This window comes from Pseudarthrobacter defluvii, from assembly GCF_030816725.1.
Taxonomy (GTDB): Bacteria; Actinomycetota; Actinomycetes; order Actinomycetales; family Micrococcaceae; genus Arthrobacter; species Arthrobacter defluvii_A.
Map to the genome: position 1 here is coordinate 2,076,266 of NZ_JAUSYG010000001.1, position 20,749 is coordinate 2,097,014.

Here is a 20,749-nt window from a genome sequence, read left to right on the forward strand (position 1 = left end):
GAACACTGACGGTTCCGCCGTCAGGGAACATCGTAGGCAGCGGCCAGCAGCTTTACCGCTTCGGCAAAGCTGGCTCCCTGGGATTTTGCGACGGCGGCATAGGCGGCTGCGGCGTCGGACAGGCCTCCCAGGCGCTCATCACGGGCGCAAACCACGGTCCCGTTCCGCCCGCGGGTGGCGACGACGCCGGCCGCCTCCAGCTCCTTATAGGCCCTGGCCACGGTGTGGGGTGCGACGTCGAGTTTTTCTGCAAGGGCCCGGACCGCGGGGAGCCTGCTGCCGGGGGCCAGCGCCCCGGTGTCCGCCAAGTGGATGACCTGCAGCCGCAGCTGCTCGAAGAGCGCTACGCTGCTGGCAGGGTTGGGCCGCCAAGAGCCCGGGAAGTCGGCAGCAGCATTCACAGGCCGCCCTCCAGGACGCCGGCCTTGCCGTCGCTTTCTGCAAACTGGGCGTTGTACAGCCTGGCGTAGTAGCCGTTGGCGGCAAGGAGGCTTCCATGCGTTCCTTGTTCGACGATGCGTCCGTGGTCCATGACGAGAATTAGATCAGCGTTGCGGATGGTGGACAAACGGTGGGCGATCATGAAGCTGGTCCGCCCGTGCCGCAGCCGCTGCATCGCCTGGCGGATGAGCAGCTCGGTCCTGGAATCCACCGAACTGGTTGCCTCGTCCAGTACCAGTACCGAGCGCGCGGCGAGCTGGGCCCTGGCGATGGTGAGGAGTTGCCGCTGGCCCTGGCTGAGCGGCTCCCCGCCGTTCTCGAGCATGGTGTCGTAGCCATGCGGCAGGGACCTGATGAAGCGGTCGGCGTGGGTGGCCTCTGCGGCGGCCACAACGGCAGCGTCCGGGGCGTCGGGCCGGCCATAGGCTATGTTTTCGCGGATGGTGCCGGCGAAAAGCCAGGAATCCTGCAGCACCACGCCAAAGCGGGCACGCAATTGGTCACGGGGAATGTCGGCGATGTTCTTTCCGCCCATGGTGATCCTCCCGGACGTGGGCTCGAGGAACCGCATCAGCAGATTCACCACCGTGCTCTTGCCCGCGCCCGTGTGGCCCACGATTGCCACCGACCGCCCCGGTTCCACCGTGAAGGTGAGGTTGCGGACGGCTGGGACGGAGCCTGGATAGCCGAACGTGACGTCGTGAAAAACGATGGACCCCCCGGCCGGCGCGCCGGGAGCGGACCCGCCAGGCTCCTGCGGGTCCTCACGCGCGTCCAGGAGCACGAAAACCCTGGCCGCGGACGCCGCACAGGACTGCATGACGTTGAGGAGTCCCCCGATCTGGCCCACCGGCTGGGTGAACAGCCGGCTGAACTGGATGAAGGCCAGGACGCCCCCGATGGTCATGGCGCCTGCGATGACCTGAAGGGCCCCCACCACCGCGACGGCAATGTAGTTGAGGTTCGCCATCAGCACCATCAGCGGCTGGACCACCCCGGCGGAGTACTGCGCTTTGGCGGCTGCCCGCGCCAGGCGTCCGTTGCTGCGGCTGAAGACTTCCACCGCGTGTCCCTGCCGGCCGAAGGCCTTGATGACTTCGTGGCCGCTGACGAATTCCTCCACGTGGGCGTTGAGTTCACCGGTCTCCTTCCATTGCCCGGCGAAATGCTCCTGCGAGCGCCTGGCCACCAGGACCGTGATCCAGGTGGAGACTGGAACGCTGGCGATGGCGATGGCTGCCAGCAGTGGTGAGATCCAGAGCATCATGGCCAGCGAACCGCACAGCATCAGGACGGACACAATCAGCTGGGTCAGGACCTGGTTCAGGGCCTGGGCAATGTTGTCGATGTCATTGGTGGCCCGGCTCAGAACGTCACCGCGCGAGCGTTCGCGGAAGTAGGTGGATGGAAGCCGGTGGAGCTTGTCCTCGACCGAGGCGCGCAGCGCGTACATGAGCCCCTGCACGGCGTGGGCCGTGAGCGCGCCCTGCACCCAGTTGAACAGGGAGGCGAAGACGTACATGACGGCCACGGCCGCCAGCAGGATTCCCAGGCGCTGGTCGAGGGTGCCCTGGAAGGCACCCTCCACCACCACGTCGGTGGCATCGCCAAGGTATTTGGGGGCGGCAACGTTCAGGCCCGCGAAAACGCAGGTGGCTGCGACAGCTCCCAGCATCTGCAGCCGGAACGGGCGCAGGAGGCCCAGGAGCCTGCCGGCAGTCGGCCAGAACCTCTCCGCAGCTTCCCCGGCTTCCTCCGCCATCACTGAGTGCCGTCCAACGCGAGCTGCGACTCGGCAATCTCCCGGTAGGTGGCCGAGGTTTCCAACAGCTCCTGGTGCGTTCCCTGCGCAACGAGCCGGCCGCCGTCGAGCACCAAAATGAGCTCCGCATCCGCCACGGCTGAAATGCGCTCGGCAACCAGGATGATGGTTGCGGCGGCGAGCTGCTGGTCCAGCGCCTGCCGCAGCCTGGTGTCCGTGTCATAGTCGAGCGCCGAAAAGCTGTCATCAAACAGATACAGGGGCGCGTTGCGCAACAGTGCCCTGGCGATACACAGCCGTTGCCGCTGCCCGCCCGACAGGCTGGCGCCTCCCTGGCCCACGGGAGTGGCAAGCCCAAGCGGGAGGTCACGCATGAAGCGCATGGCCTGCGCGGCCTCCAGGACGGCCCAGAGTTCTTCGTCTGAGGCATCCGGCGCGGCCATCCTCAGGTTGTCGGCGATGGTTCCGGTGAAGAGGTGGGAGTGCTGGGGCACGATGGCCATGGCCGTGCGCAGTTCATCCAGGGGCAGGTCGCGGATGTCCTGGCCGTTAAGGGTGATGTGGCCCTCCGTGGCGTCGAGGAAACGCGGAACCAGGTTCAGCAACGTGGTCTTGCCACTGCCGGTGGAACCGACAATCGCGGTGGTGGTACCGGGGGCTGCTGTGAAACTGAGGCCGGCGAGAACGGGGGCTTCCGCTCCGGGATAGGAGAAGCCAACATCCTGGAACGTCAGCCTTGCCGGCTGCGCCGTATCCAGACGGGCACGTTCCGGATGGTTACGGTCCAGGCGGGCCCGGTCCAGGCGGGCGGGCCGCTTTGGGGCACTGCTGACCGAAGGTTCGGTGTCCAGGACTGCCTGGATCCGTTCGGCGCAAACGGCGGCGCGGGGCGCGGTCATGAGGACGTACATGGACATCATGATGGCCAGCAGGATCTGCATGATGTACGCGATAAACGCCGTAAGCGCCCCGACATTCATCAATCCTGCCTGGATACGGTGCCCGCCAAACCACACGAGGGCAACGGAACTGGTGTTGACCACCAGCATGATCATCGGCAGCATCCCCGCCACCAGGAGCGCCGACTGCAGGTTGTTGGCAGTCAGGCCGGCATTGGTCTGGGCAAACCGCCGCACTTCATGGCCCTGGCGGACGAAGGCGCGGATGACATCCACCCCAATGATCTGCTCGCGGAGAATGCCGCCGGACCGGTCCAGAAGGTCCTGGCCTTCGCGGTAGAGCGGAATCAGCCTGCGGACGATCAGGTACATGATGAGCAGGAGCAGGGGCACGATGACGATCACCACGACGGACAGCGCCACATCCTGCTGCACGGCAAGCACGATGCCTCCGACGCCCATGGCCGGCCCGGCAAAAAGCATGGTGAAGACGAGGACGGCGAAAGCCTGGACTTGCTGGACATCGTTCGTGGCGCGGGTGGTGAGGCTTTGGGTTCCGAACAAGGCCACGTCCTGGGAGGACAGCGACTGGATCCGGGTGAAAACCTGGGCCCGCAGGCGGTGCCCGATCCTCATGGCCACCACCGCGCCAAGGTAGCCCGCTGCAATGGCGGATGCTGCCTGCACCACGGCAATGGCGGCCATGAGCACTCCGAGCCGCGTGATGACCTCAGGCCTTCCGGCGACGATGCCGTCATCAATGATGGCGGCGTTCACGGTGGGCAGCAGCAGGTTCGCGGCCGCCTGGACCAACTGGAGGAAGACGATCGCCCATACGTGCCGGTGTTGGCCCGCGAGCTGCCGCCTCATGAGTCCGACCAGCAAAATACCCCCTGTAGATGCGTACGGCCAGAAAAGGGGCCAGCGGCTTGACCCCGAAACACAGAGGCCATTGTAAGCCAGATCACTTTCCGGCGCTGTCACATGCTGTGACGGCTGCCGAAAACCCGTCAGCCGCCCGCCTTGCAGCCCACGGCGAAGATCCGGCGGAAGGGAAAGACCGTGCCGTGCACGCCCTGCGGGTAGGCCTCCCGAAGGGCGGCTGCGTACTCGGTCTCGAAGTGCTTGGCGTCATCCTCATCAAGGGCCGCCAGCACCGGCACCAGGGCAGTACCCCTCACCCACTCCAGCACCGGGTCCTGCCCTGTGAGAACCTGCTGGTAGCTGGTTTCCCACGCATCGGCCGCGAAGCCAGCGTCGAGGAGGATGCCCAGATAGTCCCCGGGCTCACCCACGGACTCCCCGCCCCGCAGCACCCCGCCCAGTTTCGACGCCCACCGGTCCGAGGCCGCCAGCTCCCGCATCAGGGCATGCGACGGGGCGTTGAAGTTCCCAGGTACCTGCATGGCAAACCAGGCGCCCGGCCGGAGGGCTTCGAGCCAGCTCCGCATCAAGTCCTGGTGGCCCGGGACCCATTGCAGGGCCGCGTTGCTCACCACCACATCGGTCCCGGGACTGGGCATCCAGGCGGCAATGTCCGCCTGTTCAAACATCAAGGCGGGACGGTCCGCCGACAGCGGGGCGGCCTTCGCCAGCATCTCGGCGGACGAGTCCAGGCCAACCACCCGGGCGCCGGGCCAGCGTTCGGCCAGGGTTGCGGTGAGGTTCCCGGGCCCGCAGCCGAGGTCCACCACCCGCGCGGGTTCCTCCGCCTGGATCCGGGCCGCAAGGTCGAAGAACGGCCTGTTCCGGTAGTCGCCAAACTGGACGTACTTTGCGGGGTCCCATTTCATGACTATCTCCAGTTCTGACGTGCACACGGGCAAGCCGTAGCCTAACCCGCCCGGTACGCCTGCCCCGTCCGCAACGTGGCACTAAGGTTGAAGTCAATGAAACTCGTCGACCAGCTGAGCGATCTGTCCACCCCCAACCCGGCCGCCGCCGTCGACCCCGACGCCCTTTACACCCGGTTTCTGGAATGGACCGAAAGCCGGGGCCTGTCACTGTACCCGGCGCAGGACGAGGCCATCATGGAGCTGGCCACGGGGGCCAACGTCATCCTGGCCACGCCCACGGGGTCCGGGAAGTCACTGGTGGCCGTCGCCGCGCACTTCCAGGCCATGGCCCAGGGCCGGCGGAGCTATTACACGGCACCCATCAAGGCATTGGTGTCCGAGAAATTCTTTGCGCTCTGTGACATTTTCGGCGCTGAGAACGTGGGCATGATCACCGGCGACTCCGGCGTCAACCAGGACGCCCCCATCATCTGCTGCACCGCCGAGATTCTGGCCAACATCGCCCTGCGCGAGGGCACTGCAGCGGAACTGGGCGCAGTGATCATGGACGAGTTCCATTTCTACTCCGACCCGCAGCGCGGCTGGGCCTGGCAGGTCCCCCTCCTGGAGCTTCCGCAGGCACAGTTCCTGCTGATGTCCGCCACCCTGGGCGACGTCACCCGGTTCGAGGACGGCCTGACGGCGCTGACCGGCCGAGCCACCACCACAGTGAGTTCAGCCGAGCGGCCCATTCCGCTGCACTACTACTACCACCAGACCCCCGTCCACGAGACCCTGGAGGAACTGCTCTCCACCCGTCAGGTGCCGGTCTATGTGGTGCACTTCAGCCAGCTTGAGGCGATCGACCGCGCCCAGAACCTGATGAGCATCAACGTGTGCACCAGGGAGGAAAAGGACAAGATCGCCGAGTTGATCGCCAATTTCCGCTTCGCCGCGGGCTTTGGAAAGACCCTCAACCGTTTGGTCCGCCATGGCATCGGCGTGCACCACGCCGGCATGCTGCCCAAGTACCGCCGCCTCGTGGAACAGTTGGCGCAGGCAGGGCTGCTGAAGGTCATCTGCGGCACGGACACGCTGGGCGTGGGCATCAACGTGCCCATCCGGACGGTGCTGCTGACCGCTCTGAGCAAATACGACGGCGTCCGCACCCGCCTGCTTAACTCACGTGAGTTCCACCAGATTGCGGGCCGGGCCGGCAGGGCGGGCTATGACACCGCCGGGACGGTGGTGGTGCAGGCACCCGAGCACGTCGTCGAGAACGTCAAGGCCATGGCGAAGGCCACCGCCAAGTTCGGTGACGACCAGAAGAAACTCCGCCAGGTGGTCAAGAAAAAGCCGCCGGAGGGTTTTGTTTCCTGGGGTGAGCCCACGTTCAAGCGGCTGGTGGAATCTGTCCCCGACCCCCTGACGTCAAGCTTTACGGTGACGCACGCCATGCTGATGAACCTGATGGAACGGCCCGGCGACCCCTTCGCCGCGGCCAGGCGGCTGCTCACCGAAAACCACGAGCCGCGCTCCTCCCAGCTGCGGCTCATGAAGAAGGCGCTGGGCATCTACCGCGAACTCCTCGCCGCCGAAGTCATCGAGCGGATCCCGCCGGAGGAGCAGGGGCCAGATGGCCGCACAGTCCGCCTGACCGTGCACCTGCAGCCCAACTTCGCCCTGAACCAGCCGCTCTCCCCCTTCGCACTTGCCGCACTGGACCTCCTTGACCCGGAGTCGCCGTCGTACGCCCTGGACGTGGTGTCTGTCATCGAGGCGACCCTGGAGAAACCGCGGCAGATCCTATCGGCGCAGCAGAAGAAGGCCCGCGGCGAGGCGGTGGCGGCCATGAAGGCCGACGGCATCGACTACGACCAGCGGATGGCCATGCTGGACGAAGTCACCTACCCGCAGCCGCTCGCGGAGATCCTGGGTGAGGCGTTCGAGGTGTACCGGAAGGCTGCGCCGTGGGTGGGCGACTTTGAGCTGGCACCCAAGTCGGTGGTCCGCGACATGTTTGAGCGGGCCATGAACTTCGGCGAATTCGTCCAGTTCTATGGCCTGGCCCGCTCCGAGGGGATCGTGCTGCGGTACCTTGCGGACGCCTTCAAGGCGCTGCGCCAAACCGTCCCGCAGGACATGCTCCGGGAAGACCTCGCCGACCTCACTGCCTGGCTGGGCGAGCTGGTGCGGCAGGTGGATTCCAGTCTCCTGGACGAGTGGGAGGAGTTGGCCTCCGGTGCCGCGCCCACGCCGCACGACGCACCGCCGCCCCCGCCGCCGTCGCTCACCTCGAACATCCGCGCGTTCCGGGTGATGGTGCGCAACGAGATGTTCCGGCGGGTGGAATTGTTCGCCGAGGAGGACGCCACGGCGCTCGGAGACCTCGACGGCGGCTCCGGGTGGGGTGCCGACCGCTGGGAAGACGTGCTGGACGACTACTTCGACGAACACGACGACATCGGGACAGGACCTGATGCGCGCGGCCCCGGCCTCCTGATCATCACCGAGGAACCCGGGAAGTGGAAGGTGCGCCAGATCTTCGACGACCCCGCCGGCAACCACGACTGGGGCATCTCGGCGGAGGTGGACCTGGCGGAGTCGGACGCGACCGGAACAGCCGTGGTCCGGGTGACCGAGGTAAACCGCCTCTGAGACGGGCCGGCGGTAAGCTCGAACAATGAGTGTAATCCGCCCCGCAACCCGGCACGACGTCCCCGCCATCCTCCGCATGATCCATGAACTGGCTCATTACGAGAAGGAACCCGACGCCGTCCGGAACACCCCCGAACTGCTGGAGCAGGTGCTGTTCGGCGGGAACCCCCGGGTGTTCGCTGCCATGGCCGAAGACGATGCAGGCGACGTGCAGGGCTTCGCCCTGTGGTTCCTGAACTACTCCACCTGGGAGGGCGTGCACGGGATCTACCTGGAAGACCTCTACGTCAGCCCGGAGGCCCGCGGTGAAGGGCACGGCAAGGCCCTGCTGCAGCACCTTGCCGCAATCGCGGTCGAGAACGGCTACGCCCGGGTTGAGTGGAGCGTGCTGGACTGGAACGAACCCTCCATCAACTTCTACCGGCGCCTAGGAGCCCGCCCCATGGACGGCTGGTCCACCTTCCGGCTCACCGGCGGGGCGCTGGACGAGTTCGCCAAGGCAGCCTCCCTCCCCGCTCCTGCCCGTGGCTAGGACACAGGCGGGTGCGGTTCCCGCCGTCGGGCACGCCGTCAGGGCCAGGCACGAATTCCGCGGCATGCGCACCGCGGAGCACTACTTCACCGTCCCGCTGGACCACTCACAACCCGACGGCGAGACCATCACTGTTTTCGCGCGCGAATACGTCTCCTCCGCGCACAGCGAGGAAGCGGCCGCACGGCTCCCGTGGCTTCTCTTCCTTCAGGGCGGCCCCGGCGGACGTGGGAACAGGTGGAGTTCCCTGGGCGGCTGGAGCAAGGCAGCGGCACAGGACTTCCGGATCCTGATGCTGGACCAGCGCGGCACCGGACTCTCCACTCCCCTTGACCGCAACACCTTGCCCGGCCGCGGATCCGCGGCTGACCAGGCCGCCTACCTTGAACACTTCCGTGCAGATTCGATCGTGGCGGACGCGGAACTGATCCGCACAGCCCTGGGGTCCGGACCCTGGACCATCTACGGCCAGAGCTACGGGGGCTTCTGCGCTCTGACCTATTTGTCCTTCGCACCGGAGGGACTGCTCGAAGTGCTCATCACCGGCGGGCTTGCACCGCTGGCCGGCAGCGCGGACGACGTGTACCGGGCCACCTACCAGCGCGTTGCGGCACGAAACGACGAGTACTTCGGCTGGTATCCCGAGGACCGGACTACGGTCGAACGGATTGCCCGCCACCTGCGCTCCACCACCGAGGTCCTGCCCGACGGCGCGCCCCTCACCGTGGAGCGGTTCCAGATGGCCGGGGCATACCTGGGTGGCAACACCCGCGTGGACAGCCTGCACTACCTGCTGGAAGACGCCTTCGTGGAAACGGCCGGCGGACCGCGGCTTTCGGACACGTTCCTGGAACAGCTCCAGGGAGTGGTTTCCCGCCGTTCCAACCCGCTCTATGCCCTGATGCACGAATCCATCTACGGCCAGGGCCAGGCTACCAACTGGTCAGCCCGGCGGATGCTTGCCGAGAACCCGTGGTTCAGGCCCGACGCCGAGCCCCTGCTGCTGACCGGCGAGATGGTGTACCCGTGGTACTTCGAACAGGACCCTGCCCTGCACGCTTTGCGGGAAGTCGCTGAACTGCTGGCCCGCAAGCAGGACTGGAAGCCGCTTTACGACCCGCAGGTGCTGGCGGCCAACAATGTTCCCGTGGCCGCGGCAGTCTACGCGGAACGACATCTATGTGGACCGGGACCTCTCCCTGCGCACGGCGGCTGCCGTGCGGGGCCTGCAGGTCTGGGAGACCGCAGACTTCCATCACGACGGGATCGCCGACGACGGTGAGAGGATCTTCGCGCGCCTGCTGGGCATGGCCCGCTCAGGCGGCCGCTGACTGCCGGTGCGACGTCCGGGCGACGATCGCGGCGGCCAGGACAACCGCCCCGATGGTGCCGCCCAGCAGATTCAAGCCCAGGTAGCCGGCAAAACCCAGCACCAGCCCTGACAATGCGCCGCCCACGGCACCGGCGGCACCCATCAGCATGTCGGACACTCCCTGCACCGCCACTCTTGCATCCCGCCCCACGCTCTCGGCCAGCAGCGTGGACCCCGAGATGGTGGCAGCGGACCATCCCACGCCGAGCAGGACCAGGCCCACGGCCACACCGGCGGTTGAGGACTGTCCGAACCCGGCGATGGCCACAGCCGCGACCAGCACCGTGAAGCCGATCATGATGGTCTCGATCCTGCCTGCCCTGTCCGTCAGCCACCCCATCACCGGGGACAGCGCGAACATCCCGGCAATGTGCAGCGAAATCGTGAAGCCGATGATGACCAGCACGTCGCCCTCGACCCCATGTCCTGCGTGCGGGCCGGTCCCCTCCACAAGGTGCTGCAAGTGCAGCGGCGTCATGGACATCACGCCCACCATCACAGCATGGGCGGCGACGATGGCGGTCACCGCCAGCAGCGCAGTCCGTGAACTGCGGATGGCCCGCAGTCCGCGGCCCAGCGAGCCTCCGGCCGCCGCTGCGGCGGCCTGGACAGCGGGCCCGGGAAGATCGGACGCGGTGACATCGGATGCGGGGACATCAGGCCCAGGGCCGCGGGCGCGCGTGCTATCAACCGCCGGGATCAACGGTTCGTGCGCCCCGGCCTGGTCGGTCCCGCTGTTGACGGCGGCAAGTTCGCGTGCCAGCAGCAGCGGGTCCGGGCGTAGGCCGGCGAACAGGAGCACCGCAGCGATCAGGAGCCCGGCCCCGGAAATCACGAAGGGGCCAGCGATGGGCGGCAGGCCCAGCGCCGCTCCAACGGCAGTGCCGGGCTGGATCAGGTTCGGCCCGGCAACGGCGCCAACGGTCACCGCCCAGACCACGGTGGAAAGTGCCCGGCCACGGTGCTCGGCGGGAGCGAGATCGACGGCGGCAAACCTTGCCTGCAGGCTCGCGGCGGTGCCCACGCCGATGCCTGCCGCTCCCAGGACCAGCAGGATGAAGGCACCGGATGTCACGGCCAGCACCATGAGCACGGCACCTGCCAGCGCGGCGGAGAGGCCGGCCACCTGGCCCGCCCGGCGGCCGCGCCGTTCGGCCAGTGATGCCAGCGGCAGTGCGGCGGCCGCTGCCCCGAGGGTCATCACGGTGGCAACGGATCCCGCCCAGGCGCTGGAGCCTGAAAGTTCGACGGCCAGGATGGAGCCGATGGACACCGTTGATCCTGTTCCGAGTCCACCGAACACCTGGGCCGTACTCAGGAGTACAACGGTGCGCCGCTGCACCTGGGCCACGCCCTGTTCCTTCACAAGTGTGCGGGCCATGTTCCGAGCATAGTCCTGCGCCGGGGTCTGCCACAGGGGTGGGCCCCGACACTGCTGCAGGGCGCTTTAAAGGACGTAGTCCCGGCCGCGCAGGCGGCCGGGACTACCGGGAGGAATCTTGGGGTCGGGTGTGCCTATTCGGCGTCGCTGTGGCTCTTCCGGACGTCTTCTTCAAGCCGGGGATCAATCGCGGCGGCCTGGGCCTTGGAGCTGAGCAGGCTGGCGACCACGGCAATGATGATGGTGCCGACGATGACGGCGAGCGACACGAACGTCGGGATCTCCGGCGCCCACTCGATGTGGTGGCCGCCGTTGATGAACGGCAACTCGTTCACGTGCATGGCGTGCAGGACCAGCTTGACGCCGATGAACGCCAGGATGACGGACAGCGCATGCTTGAGGTAGATCAGCCGGTTCATCAGGCCACCGAGGAGGAAGTACAGCTGCCGCAGGCCCATCAGGGCAAAGAGGTTGGCGGTGAAGACAATGAAGGGGCTCTGGGTCAGGCCGAAGATCGCGGGGATGGAGTCCACGGCGAACAGCAGGTCCGTCAGGCCGATGGTGATGAAGACGATCACCATGGGGGTGAACACCTTCTTGCCGTTGAGCGTGGTCCGCAGCTTGCCGCCGTCGAACTTCTCCGACATGGGGATGACCTTGCGGATCCTGGCGATCAGCGGGTTCTCCCGATCTTCTTCCTCTTCGCCCTCGTCCTGCGCCTGCTTCCAGGCGGTCCACAGCAGGAACGCGCCGAAGATGTAGAACACCCAGCTGAACTGTTCGATGACAATGGCGCCAAGCATGATGAAGATGCCGCGAAGGATGAGCGCGATGATGATGCCCACCATCAGCACTTCCTGCTGGTATTTCCGGGGGACGGAGAACCTGGCCATGATGATGATGAACACGAACAGGTTGTCAATGCTGAGGCTGTACTCCGTGACCCAGCCGGCGATGAACTGGCTTCCGAACTCAGGTCCGGTGAAAGCGAACATGGCACCGGCGAACACCAGCGCCAGGGTGATGTAGAAGGCCACCCACAAACCGGCTTCCTTCATGGACGGCTCGTGCGGCCGGCGAACCACCAGGAGGAGATCGATCAGGAGAATCAGGCCGAGGACGACAAACGAGCCAACCTCGAACCATAGGGGCAAATCGAGCACAGGGCAGCCTTTCGCAGGGTACACAAAAATGGTGTAAGTCTCTCCGGCCTGCCTGTGCACTTGGTGCTGAAGTGGCGGCCCGCTACGCCCGGCGGGGCAACTGTGCCCTGCGTGTTGACGATCGTAGCGCTTTGGGATACTCCCCTACGTGCCATTAACTGTACCCCAGCACCGTCGCGGCGATGCCCCGGCGGAGCCCACAGCTCTTCCGGATAACGGTTTCCGAAAAAGCATTGACCCTGCCTGTGCCGCTTGTAATAATCACACGCAGTGAGAAAACGGTTTCTCGCGTCTAGTGTTCATCCAGAAAGTCAAGGTTGGTCAATGAAGACTCCTCTTCGCACTAGCAAGGTGGCCAAGGCCCTCGCAACGGCCGCCGCCGTGGCCCTGCTGGCTACCGGCTGCTCCCCGGCCTCGTCCAGCGACAGCGGCGGCAACGTCACCATCCGCTTTACCTGGTGGGGCAACGACCTGCGGAACAAACAGACGCAGCAGGTCATTGACTCCTTCCAGGCCTCCCATCCCAACATCAAGATCCAGGCGGAGCCCGGGGTGTGGAGCAGCTACTGGGACAAGCTGGCCACCACCACCGCCGCCAATGATTCTCCGGACGTGATCCAGATGGACCAGGCGTACATCGCTGAGTACGGCGGCCGCGGAGCACTGCTGGACCTGTCCAAGCAGGACAACATCGACACCTCCAAGATTGACCAGGACGCCCTGAAATCCGGCCAGGTGGACGGCAAGCAGTACGGCCTGAGCACCGGCCAGAACGCCAAGGCCGTGATGATCAACACCAAGATGTTCCAGGACTATGGGGTGCCCATCCCGGACGACAAGACCTGGACCTGGGACGACTACACCAAGACCGCCGCGCAGATCGCGGCCGCGGCGGCCAAGGCAGGCCAGACCAACTACGGCAGTTCCTACTCACTGACCGACTCCGATCTGAACACCTGGGCCATGCAGCACGACGAGTCGCTGTACTCGGCCGACGGCGGCCTCGGCTTCAAGGAGGCCACCGCTACTTCCTTTTTCGAAAACATCCTGAACCTGCGCAACAAGGGGGCAGCCGCACCGGCCAACATCGCCACCGAGGACATCAGCGCCCCTGTGGAGCAGACACTCTTCGCCACGGGCAAGACAGCCATGTCGTGGTGGTGGACCAACCAGGTCAACGCGCTGCAGTCCGCGCTGAAGACTGAGGTGAAGATCCTGCGCGCACCCAGCTCCACCGGGAGCGCCAAGGACAACGGCATGTCATACAAGCCGTCCATGTTCTGGTCCGTCTCGTCCCGCAGCAAGCATCCAAAGGAGGCTTCCGAAGTTGTCAACTACCTGCTGAACAACCTGGACGCTGCCAAGACCATCCTGACGGAGCGCGGCTTCCCCACCAACTCCGAAGTGCAGACAGCGATTGACCCGCAACTGACGCCCGCGGACAAGGCGGCTGCGGCGTTCCTCAAGGACATCAAGCCCGATCTGCAGGGCGTTCCGCCCGTGCCTCCGACCGGTTCCTCCGGCGTTCAGGCGCTGATCCAGCGGTACAGCAGCGACGTCCTTTTCGACCGGCGGTCACCGTCCGACGCGGCCAAGGGCCTGATGCAGGAAGCACAGGGCCTGATCGACTCGGCCAGGAAGAAGTAGGAGGCAGCACCGGACCGGACTGCCAGAACGGCGGGCACCTCCCTGGAGGGGGTGCCCGCCGTTCCTGCTTAATCCGCTCCCCACAACCGGGGTTGCTGCTGAGGCAGAGGCCCAGCCCTAGGCGTGTCCGGCCGCCTGCATTTGGCGCAGTTCCTTCTTCAGCTCGCCGACCTCGTCGCGGATCCGCGCCGCCACCTCGAACTGCAGTTCCGCGGCCGCGCCGTGCATCTGTTCGGTCAGCTGCGCGATCAGGCCCACCAGGTCCTCGGCCGGGGCCGCCGCCAGGCCGTCGGAACGGACCTGGGCCGCGCCCTTCTTGGCACCAGCTTTGTTTGCCCCGGTGATGCCGCGCTTGCCCTTGCCGTAGTCGAAGCTGCCCAACAGTGCATTGGTGTCGGCGTCTTCCTTGGCCAGTTGGTCCGTGATGTCGGCGATCTTCTTCCGCAGCGGCTGCGGGTCGACACCGTGTTCCTTGTTGTAGGCAACCTGGATGGCGCGCCGACGGTTGGTCTCATCGATAGCGTTGGCCATGGAGTCCGTAATGCGGTCCGCGTACATATGCACCTCGCCGGACACGTTACGGGCGGCGCGCCCGATGGTTTGGATGAGGGACGTGGACGAGCGCAGGAAGCCTTCCTTGTCCGCATCCAGGATGCTGACCAAGGATACCTCGGGCAGGTCCAGTCCTTCACGCAGGAGGTTGATGCCCACCAGGACGTCAAAGGATCCCATCCGCAGTTCACGCAGGAGCTCCACGCGCCGCAAGGTGTCCACGTCCGAGTGCAGGTATTCGACCTTGACGCCGTGGCCCAGCAGGTAGTCCGTGAGGTCCTCCGCCATGCGTTTGGTCAATGTGGTCACCAGGACCCGTTCGTTCTTCTCCACCCTCGTCTTGATTTCACCGAGCAGGTCATCGATCTGGCCCTTGGTGGGCTTGACCACCACCTCGGGATCGACCAGGCCGGTGGGCCGGATGATCTGCTGGACGAACCCGTCCGCCTTCCCCAACTCGTATTTGCCGGGTGTGGCGGAAAGGTAGACAGTCTGGCCTACCCGTTCCAGGAACTCGTCCCACTTCAGCGGCCGGTTGTCCATGGCTGACGGCAGTCGAAACCCAAAGTCCACCAGGTTCCGCTTCCGCGACATGTCGCCTTCGTACATCGCGCCGATCTGGGGAATGGTCACGTGGGACTCATCAACCACCAGCAGGAAGTCGTCCGGGAAGTAGTCCAGGAGGCAGTGAGGGGCGGTGCCCGGCCCGCGCCCGTCGATGTGGGAAGAATAATTCTCGATGCCGTTGCAGAAGCCCATCTGCTGCATCATTTCAAGGTCGTACGTGGTGCGCATGCGCAGGCGCTGTGCTTCCACCAACTTGTTCTGGCTTTCCAGCACCTTCAGCCGGTCGGCCAGTTCATCCTCGATCCGCTTGATGGCGCGCGCCATCCGCTCCGGCCCGGCAACGTAGTGCGAGGCCGGGAACACGTACATCTCCTCTTCGTCCCGGATCACCTGGCCGGTGAGCGGGTGGAGCGTCTGGATGTTCTCGATTTCATCACCGAAGAACTCGATCCGGATGGCCAATTCCTCATACATGGGGATGATTTCGACCGTGTCGCCGCGGACGCGGAAAGTTCCGCGGTGGAAGTCCATGTCGTTCCGGGCGTACTGCATGGAGACGAACTTACGCAGGAGGTCGTCCCGGTTCATCTCGGCGCCCTTTCGCAGGGTGACCATCCCGGCGATGTACTCCTCCGGGGTACCCAGGCCGTAAATGCAGGAGACGGTGGCCACCACCACCACGTCGCGGCGGGTCAGCAGCGCGTTCGTGGCCGAGTGCCGGAGCCGCTCGACTTCCTCGTTGATGGAGGAGTCCTTCTCGATGAAAGTGTCCGTCTGGGCCACGTAGGCTTCGGGCTGGTAATAGTCGTAGTAGGAGACGAAGTATTCCACCGCGTTGTTGGGCAGGAGTTCGCGGAACTCGTTGGCCAGCTGCGCGGCGAGGGTCTTGTTCTGCACCATCACCAGGGTGGGGCGCTGCACCTGTTCGATAAGCCAGGCGGTGGTGGCGCTCTTACCGGTACCGGTGGCACCGAGCAGCACCACGTCCTTCTCACCGTTATTGATGCGCTCCGTCAGCTCAGCGATAGCGGCAGGCTGATCGCCCGCGGGCTGGAATTCGCTGATGACTTCGAAGGGCGCTACAAAACGGTTGACTTCCTGCGCAAGGCTCATGGATCTAATTTACAACCGGGCACCGACACTGAACGGCCCCGTCCGTTACAGGCGAACAACCACCCGTGCCCGGCTCCCGGTCAGGACGGGTACGACGGCGGTTCCCACCCGGTTGCCTCCGCCCAGGCGGACATCCGTGGCCAGGCTACGTCCGTGAACCAGGGTTCCTTGGCCTCGGCATAGGCCCCGGTGCCGGCCGGGTCTGCAAAGCGCCCGGCGAGGTCCGCCTTATGCGCCTCGTAAAGCCGCAGCGCGGAGGGGTCGTTCCGGAGCCAGTCCCGGAATATCAGGGCGTACCGCCAACCGGCCGAACCCGCCGCCCGGACATGGACGTTCACTGCACGGCAAGGGTCCGCGTTGGCGTGGAACCGCTTCAACCACGCCGACTGGTCGGGATCGCCGGGCTTCGGGGTGTCCGCCTCCACTCCCCGGACGGCCGGAAAGCCGGCTGCGGCCAGGAGCGGCGCAACCGCCGCCGCGGCCTCCAGGTCCGGCACCGTGACCTGCAGGTCGATCACGTCCTTGGCGGCCAAGCCAGGCACAGAGGTGGAGCCGATGTGGTCCACAGCGAGGATGTGGTCGGGCGCCGCCGCAGTAATCCTTGCCGCTATCCTTTGCGCCTCCTGCGCCCAGTCCGGCCGGTGCGGCTCCAGGACCACTCCCCCGCGCCGCGGTGCCCGCCTACCTTCTGCCAGGTTGCGGGCGAACGGCACCAGGCGGCCGTCCCACAGCCTGTCCACCTGCTCCAGCAACTGCTGCACGGTGCCTGAGTTATCCAGGACCACGTCGGCAGCGGCCAGCCGTTCGGCGCGCGTCGCCTGCGCGGCCATGCGGGAAAGCGCTGCCTCAGCTGTCATGCCGCGAAGCTCCTGCATGCGGTGCAGCCGCACTTCGTCCGGCGCGTCCACCACTGCCACCAAATGGAAATTGGCCCCCTGCCCGGTCTCCACCAGGAGGGGAATGTCCTGGACCACGACAGCGTCAGCGGAGGCCGCAGCAGTGATGGCCGCGGCGCGGGCACGTACCAGGGGGTGGACGATTGCGTTCAGCGCGGCGAGCCGTCCCGGGTCGCCGAACACTGCCTCGCCCAGCCTGGGGCGATTAAGCCGCCCGCCGCCGTCGAGCATCCCTGCGCCGAACTCCGCCACGATGCGTTCCAGCCCCTCGGTCCCCGGCTCGACCACCTCACGGGCCAGCGCGTCCGCGTCCACCAATACGGCGCCGCGTTCCAACAGTTGCGCGGCCACCACCGATTTCCCTGAGGCGATCCCGCCCGTCAGCCCTATTTTCAGCACCCTCCCACCCTAGGGCCAAAGGCGTGGCCATCAGCCGGGAAACTCCCGGATGGGCTCATCCGGCATTTGGGCGGTGCCCTCAGCGCGGGTTTTGATCCCCTTCAGCATTCGCCGGGACATGATGAAACTCGCTACCTCCACTGCCTCGACCATGACCCGCGTCCACCATTTCCGATAGGCGTAACGCTCCCGCGCCAGCAGCCTTGTGGTGCCGTCGGGCTGCGGCCGCAGGACGAACGCCCAGCTGAAGTCGAAAGGACCGGGAGGGGAATCCGGCCGAACGCGCAGGACAAGCGCTTTGCCGCGGTCCACGAGGCCCACCTCCAGGTCCGCGGAAGGATCAGGTGCCAGGTGGAACCGGTCGCCGGGTTTGATGTCCTGCCACTCGGGATGGATGCGGTCCGCGCTGTGGATGTCGAGGCCCGCGAGGTTTTCCAGGAAGTCGTAGCTGTACAGGCCGCCGCGGCCCTGACCCATTTGCGCCAACCATGGCCACACTGCGTCCGGCGGGGACTTAATGGTGACGGCACGGGTTGCCTGCAGGTCTGCGACCTGCAGAAAATCGTCGCCCGGCAGCCGGTCTTCCACTTCGGCATCGGAGGCGTTCCAGCGCAGGTAGGACCTCCGGAACCAGGCGGCCGAAGCCACTCCGGCCAGCATCCCTGCGGGGGCGGCCATCCGCTTCAGATTGCGTGGCACTGACATGGGTCGATTCTCCGGGCCGTTGCCGGCCCTGTCACGGGACCTAAGCCCCGAGGCCCTGCTCCTTTAGACTGAAGCGGTGTTTAAACCGGCGGAACCACCACAGGACGGGGACAGCCGGGCCAGGACCTATACCACCCTGGCAGCGGGACGGGATTTTCGGCACGAGCTGGAGGTCAAGCGGTCCAGGTTCATCACCGTCCTCCGTCGCGCCGGCACCGAGGACGAAGCCCGCGACCTGGTGGCAGGCCTGCGCCGGGAGTTCCATGATGCGCGCCATCACTGCTCCGCGTTCGTCCTTGGGCCCGACCGCACCATCCAGCGTTCCAGCGACGACGGCGAACCCGCCGGGACCGCCGGCATCCCCATGCTCGAAGCCCTCCTGAAGCGGGAAACCGTGCCCGGCGCGACGGACCTCAGTGATGTCAGCGCCGTCGTCGTACGTTATTTCGGCGGTGTCCTGCTCGGTGCCGGCGGGCTGGTCCGTGCGTATTCCGAGTCTGTCTCGGCGGCCCTGGACCGTGCACCGCTGGTCCGGCGCAGCAGGCGGCGCATTTGCTACACCGCCGTACCGCACGCCGTGGCAGGGCGGCTGGAGAACGACCTGCGGGCCGCCGGCATGGTCATGGCGGACACCACCTACCAGGACCGGGACACCATGCTGCGGGTTGCCGTGCCCGACGACGCTGCCGCCCTTGCCGCCGCCAGGGACCGCGTCCTGCAGCTCACGGCCGGTTCCGCCAGCCTCACTCCCGACGGGACGGAATGGGTCGATGAACCCCTTGCCTGATGTGGCTCTCGTGGACGTTGACCAGGCAGTGGCGGACCTGCTGCTCGCACTGGCCAAGCGCGACGCCTCCCCCGACGAGGTTGCTCCCCCGTTGGGCGGCCCCGGCTGGAACCTGGAGCGCACGGCCTGGTTCTTCAGCTACCACCATGCGGCAGCGGAGGGCCTGGACGGACCGGCCGCGGAAAAGACCTGGGCTGTCTACAGCGGCGGCGAGATCGCCGGTTCCGTGCGCCTCAAGCGCCGCACTGAAGCTGGCATCCCTATGGCGGAAACCGGCATCTGGCTTGGCCGCAGCTTTCGTTCCCGGGGCGTCGGCGGCGCCGCCCTGGACCTGGTGCTGGCCAAGGCCCGGCGTGCTGGCCTGAAGCGCGTCACTGCCCGTACCCTGGCCGGTAACCATAGCGCCCAGCGGCTGCTCGCGGCAGCCGGAGCGGCACTGACGCACGACGGCGACGGAACGGTCCTGGCCGTCGTCGAGCTTTAGCGCCGGGCGGAGGGCGCAACGGCCGGCACTTGTTGCCTGGTTGCCTTAAAGCACAACGGGCCCCTGCTTTCGCAGGGGCCCGTTGCGTCAGCCCGGGAAGTCCGGGCCGGCGGCAATTAGTTGCCGGTCAGCTTCTCACGGAGGGCAGCAAGTGCCTCATCCGAAGCCAGGGTGCCGGCACCGGAATCGGTGGCAGCAGGCTCGGAGGAGTAGCTGGTGGTACCCGAATCGCTGTCACCGGACGTTGCAGCTGCAGCGTCGTCGGCGGCGTGCTGGGCAACCTGCTTCTTGTGTGCTTCCCAACGGGTCTGGGCGTCAGCGTACTGCTGCTCCCAGGCTGCACGCTGGTTCTCGTAGCCCTCAAGCCACTCGTTGGACTCGGGATCGAAGCCCTCGGGGTACTTGTAGTTGCCCTCTTCGTCGTACTCTGCGGCCATGCCGTACAGAGCAGGATCGAATTCGGTGCTGTCGGCGTCGACGCCCTCGTTGGCCTGCTTCAGGGACAGCGAGATGCGGCGGCGTTCCAGGTCGATGTCGATGACCTTGACGAACAGTTCGTCGCCAACGGAGACAACCTGCTCGGCCAGCTCAACGTGGCGCACGGCGAGCTCGGAGATGTGGACCAGGCCTTCGATGCCGTCTTCGACGCGGACGAACGCACCGAACGGAACCAGCTTGGTGACCTTACCCGGAACAACCTGGCCCAGGGCGTGGGTGCGGGCGAAGGTCTGCCACGGATCTTCCTGCGTAGCCTTGAGCGACAGGGAGACGCGCTCGCGGTCCAGGTCGACCTCGAGAACCTCGACGGTGACTTCCTGGCCAACTTCGACAACCTCGGACGGGTGGTCGATGTGCTTCCAGGAGAGCTCGGAAACGTGGACGAGGCCGTCTACGCCGCCCAGGTCCACGAATGCACCGAAGTTGACGATGGAGGAAACGACGCCGGGACGGACCTGGCCCTTTTCCAGCTTGTTGAGGAACGTGGAGCGGACCTCGGACTGGGTCTGCTCGAGCCATGCACGGCGGGACAGGACCACGTTGTTGCGGTTCTTGTCCAGCTCGATGATCTTGGCTTCGATCTGCTGGCCGATGTACGGAGCAAGGTCGCGCACACGGCGCATCTCGACGAGGGATGCGGGCAGGAAGCCGCGCAGGCCGATGTCGAGGATAAGACCACCCTTGACAACCTCGATGACGGTACCGGTGACGACACCGTCTTCTTCCTTGACCTTCTCGATGTCGCCCCAGGCACGCTCGTACTGAGCACGCTTCTTGGAGAGGATCAGACGGCCTTCTTTGTCTTCCTTGGTGAGCACCAGGGCTTCGACCTGATCGCCAACGGAGACGACGTCTCCGGGATCAACGTCGTGCTTGATGGACAGCTCGCGGGAGGGGATGACACCTTCGGTCTTGTAACCGATGTCGAGCAGGACTTCATCGCGGTCGACCTTGACGACGGTACCTTCGACGAGGTCTCCGTCGTTGAAGTACTTGATGGTCGCGTCGACAGCTGCGAGGAAGTCCTCAGCGGTACCGATGTCGTTAATGGCGACTACGGGGGTACCGGGCTTCTCGGTGGAGGTGATGGTCATGTAGTAGGGGCTCCGTTGTGGATA

The 20,749-nt window shown here is 65.9% G+C and carries 15 protein-coding genes and 1 pseudogene; 6 read left to right on the plus strand and 10 right to left on the minus strand.

The window, feature by feature from the left end:
• Positions 1–20: 20 nt before the first annotated feature.
• The 4 genes from QF031_RS09730 to QF031_RS09745 all read right to left on the minus strand — a co-directional run bounded on the left by QF031_RS09730 (position 21) and on the right by QF031_RS09745 (position 4,895).
• Positions 21–401, minus strand: coding sequence for a GntR family transcriptional regulator (locus tag QF031_RS09730; protein ID WP_307427212.1), 381 nt, complete (start codon positions 399–401; stop codon positions 21–23).
• Positions 398–2,203 carry an ABC transporter ATP-binding protein gene (locus QF031_RS09735; RefSeq protein ID WP_307427215.1) on the minus strand — a complete coding sequence of 602 codons (1,806 nt, stop codon included), beginning with the start codon at positions 2,201–2,203 and terminating at the stop codon, positions 398–400. The genes QF031_RS09730 and QF031_RS09735 overlap by 4 nt, the downstream gene beginning before the upstream one ends.
• On the minus strand, positions 2,203–3,972 hold the full coding sequence (locus tag QF031_RS09740; RefSeq protein WP_307427219.1) for an ABC transporter ATP-binding protein: 1,770 nt from the start codon (positions 3,970–3,972) through the stop codon (positions 2,203–2,205). The genes QF031_RS09735 and QF031_RS09740 overlap by 1 nt, the downstream gene beginning before the upstream one ends.
• 140 nt (positions 3,973–4,112) lie before the next feature.
• Positions 4,113–4,895, minus strand: a complete 783-nt coding sequence (locus QF031_RS09745; RefSeq protein ID WP_307427222.1) for a trans-aconitate 2-methyltransferase — start codon at positions 4,893–4,895, stop codon at positions 4,113–4,115.
• A gap of 96 nt (positions 4,896–4,991) precedes the next feature.
• Here QF031_RS09745 and QF031_RS09750 point away from each other — a divergent pair, with 96 nt between their 5' ends.
• The 3 genes and pseudogenes from QF031_RS09750 (at position 4,992) to QF031_RS09760 (ending at position 9,398) form a co-directional block, all read left to right on the plus strand.
• Positions 4,992–7,535, plus strand: a complete 2,544-nt coding sequence (locus tag QF031_RS09750) for a DEAD/DEAH box helicase (protein ID WP_307427226.1) — start codon at positions 4,992–4,994, stop codon at positions 7,533–7,535.
• A 25-nt stretch (positions 7,536–7,560) separates the two neighbouring features.
• Complete coding sequence (locus QF031_RS09755; protein WP_307427229.1) at positions 7,561–8,067, plus strand: GNAT family N-acetyltransferase; 507 nt, start codon at positions 7,561–7,563, stop codon at positions 8,065–8,067.
• Positions 8,068–8,131: 64 nt separating this feature from the next.
• Positions 8,132–9,398: pseudogene (locus QF031_RS09760) on the plus strand (alpha/beta fold hydrolase).
• Here QF031_RS09760 and QF031_RS09765 read toward each other — a convergent pair.
• Complete coding sequence (locus QF031_RS09765) at positions 9,384–10,820, minus strand: MFS transporter (RefSeq protein ID WP_307427231.1); 1,437 nt, start codon at positions 10,818–10,820, stop codon at positions 9,384–9,386. The pseudogene QF031_RS09760 and the gene QF031_RS09765 overlap by 15 nt on opposite strands.
• Before the next feature lie 134 nt (positions 10,821–10,954).
• On the minus strand, positions 10,955–11,983 hold the full coding sequence (locus tag QF031_RS09770) for a TerC family protein (RefSeq protein ID WP_307427234.1): 1,029 nt from the start codon (positions 11,981–11,983) through the stop codon (positions 10,955–10,957).
• A gap of 324 nt (positions 11,984–12,307) precedes the next feature.
• Here QF031_RS09770 and QF031_RS09775 point away from each other — a divergent pair, with 324 nt between their 5' ends.
• Entirely contained in the window at positions 12,308–13,630 is a 1,323-nt protein-coding gene (locus QF031_RS09775) for an ABC transporter substrate-binding protein (RefSeq protein ID WP_307427236.1), read from the plus strand.
• 117 nt (positions 13,631–13,747) lie between these two features.
• Here the strand turns inward: QF031_RS09775 and uvrB are convergent, their stop codons facing one another.
• The 3 genes from uvrB to QF031_RS09790 form a co-directional block, all read right to left on the minus strand.
• Complete coding sequence (uvrB, locus tag QF031_RS09780; protein ID WP_307427239.1) at positions 13,748–15,862, minus strand: excinuclease ABC subunit UvrB; 2,115 nt, start codon at positions 15,860–15,862, stop codon at positions 13,748–13,750.
• An 80-nt stretch (positions 15,863–15,942) separates the two neighbouring features.
• Positions 15,943–17,157 (minus strand): dephospho-CoA kinase, encoded by a 1,215-nt coding sequence (gene coaE / locus QF031_RS09785; protein WP_307427241.1) that lies wholly within the window; start codon positions 17,155–17,157, stop codon positions 15,943–15,945.
• A gap of 30 nt (positions 17,158–17,187) precedes the next feature.
• Positions 17,188–17,862, minus strand: a complete 675-nt coding sequence (locus QF031_RS09790) for an SRPBCC family protein (RefSeq protein ID WP_307427245.1) — start codon at positions 17,860–17,862, stop codon at positions 17,188–17,190.
• Between the two features lie 76 nt (positions 17,863–17,938).
• Between QF031_RS09790 and QF031_RS09795 the strand changes: the two genes are divergently transcribed.
• Both QF031_RS09795 and QF031_RS09800 read left to right on the plus strand, forming a co-directional pair.
• Positions 17,939–18,649, plus strand: a complete 711-nt coding sequence (locus tag QF031_RS09795) for an IMPACT family protein (RefSeq protein ID WP_307427248.1) — start codon at positions 17,939–17,941, stop codon at positions 18,647–18,649.
• On the plus strand, positions 18,633–19,133 hold the full coding sequence (locus QF031_RS09800; protein WP_307427251.1) for a GNAT family N-acetyltransferase: 501 nt from the start codon (positions 18,633–18,635) through the stop codon (positions 19,131–19,133). Before QF031_RS09795 ends, QF031_RS09800 begins: the two co-directional genes overlap by 17 nt.
• Positions 19,134–19,249: 116 nt before the next feature.
• Here the strand turns inward: QF031_RS09800 and rpsA are convergent, their stop codons facing one another.
• Positions 19,250–20,725, minus strand: coding sequence for a 30S ribosomal protein S1 (gene rpsA / locus QF031_RS09805; RefSeq protein WP_159632080.1), 1,476 nt, complete (start codon positions 20,723–20,725; stop codon positions 19,250–19,252).
• Between the last annotated feature and the right edge of the window lie 24 nt (positions 20,726–20,749).

What these genes read in the sequence shown, in the direction of transcription:
- QF031_RS09800 (WP_307427251.1), top strand. Translation starts at nt 18,633, where the DNA reads ATGAACCCCTTGCCTGATGTGGCTCTCGTGGACGTTGACCAGGCAGTG.
- QF031_RS09755 (WP_307427229.1), top strand. Translation starts at nt 7,561, where the DNA reads ATGAGTGTAATCCGCCCCGCAACCCGGCACGACGTCCCCGCCATCCTC.
- QF031_RS09745 (WP_307427222.1), bottom strand. Translation starts at nt 4,895, where the DNA reads ATGAAATGGGACCCCGCAAAGTACGTCCAGTTTGGCGACTACCGGAAC.
- uvrB (WP_307427239.1), bottom strand. Translation starts at nt 15,862, where the DNA reads ATGAGCCTTGCGCAGGAAGTCAACCGTTTTGTAGCGCCCTTCGAAGTC.
- rpsA (WP_159632080.1), bottom strand. Translation starts at nt 20,725, where the DNA reads ATGACCATCACCTCCACCGAGAAGCCCGGTACCCCCGTAGTCGCCATT.
- QF031_RS09775 (WP_307427236.1), top strand. Translation starts at nt 12,308, where the DNA reads ATGAAGACTCCTCTTCGCACTAGCAAGGTGGCCAAGGCCCTCGCAACG.
- QF031_RS09790 (WP_307427245.1), bottom strand. Translation starts at nt 17,862, where the DNA reads ATGTCAGTGCCACGCAATCTGAAGCGGATGGCCGCCCCCGCAGGGATG.
- QF031_RS09740 (WP_307427219.1), bottom strand. Translation starts at nt 3,972, where the DNA reads ATGAGGCGGCAGCTCGCGGGCCAACACCGGCACGTATGGGCGATCGTC.
- QF031_RS09735 (WP_307427215.1), bottom strand. Translation starts at nt 2,203, where the DNA reads ATGGCGGAGGAAGCCGGGGAAGCTGCGGAGAGGTTCTGGCCGACTGCC.
- QF031_RS09765 (WP_307427231.1), bottom strand. Translation starts at nt 10,820, where the DNA reads ATGGCCCGCACACTTGTGAAGGAACAGGGCGTGGCCCAGGTGCAGCGG.
- QF031_RS09750 (WP_307427226.1), top strand. Translation starts at nt 4,992, where the DNA reads ATGAAACTCGTCGACCAGCTGAGCGATCTGTCCACCCCCAACCCGGCC.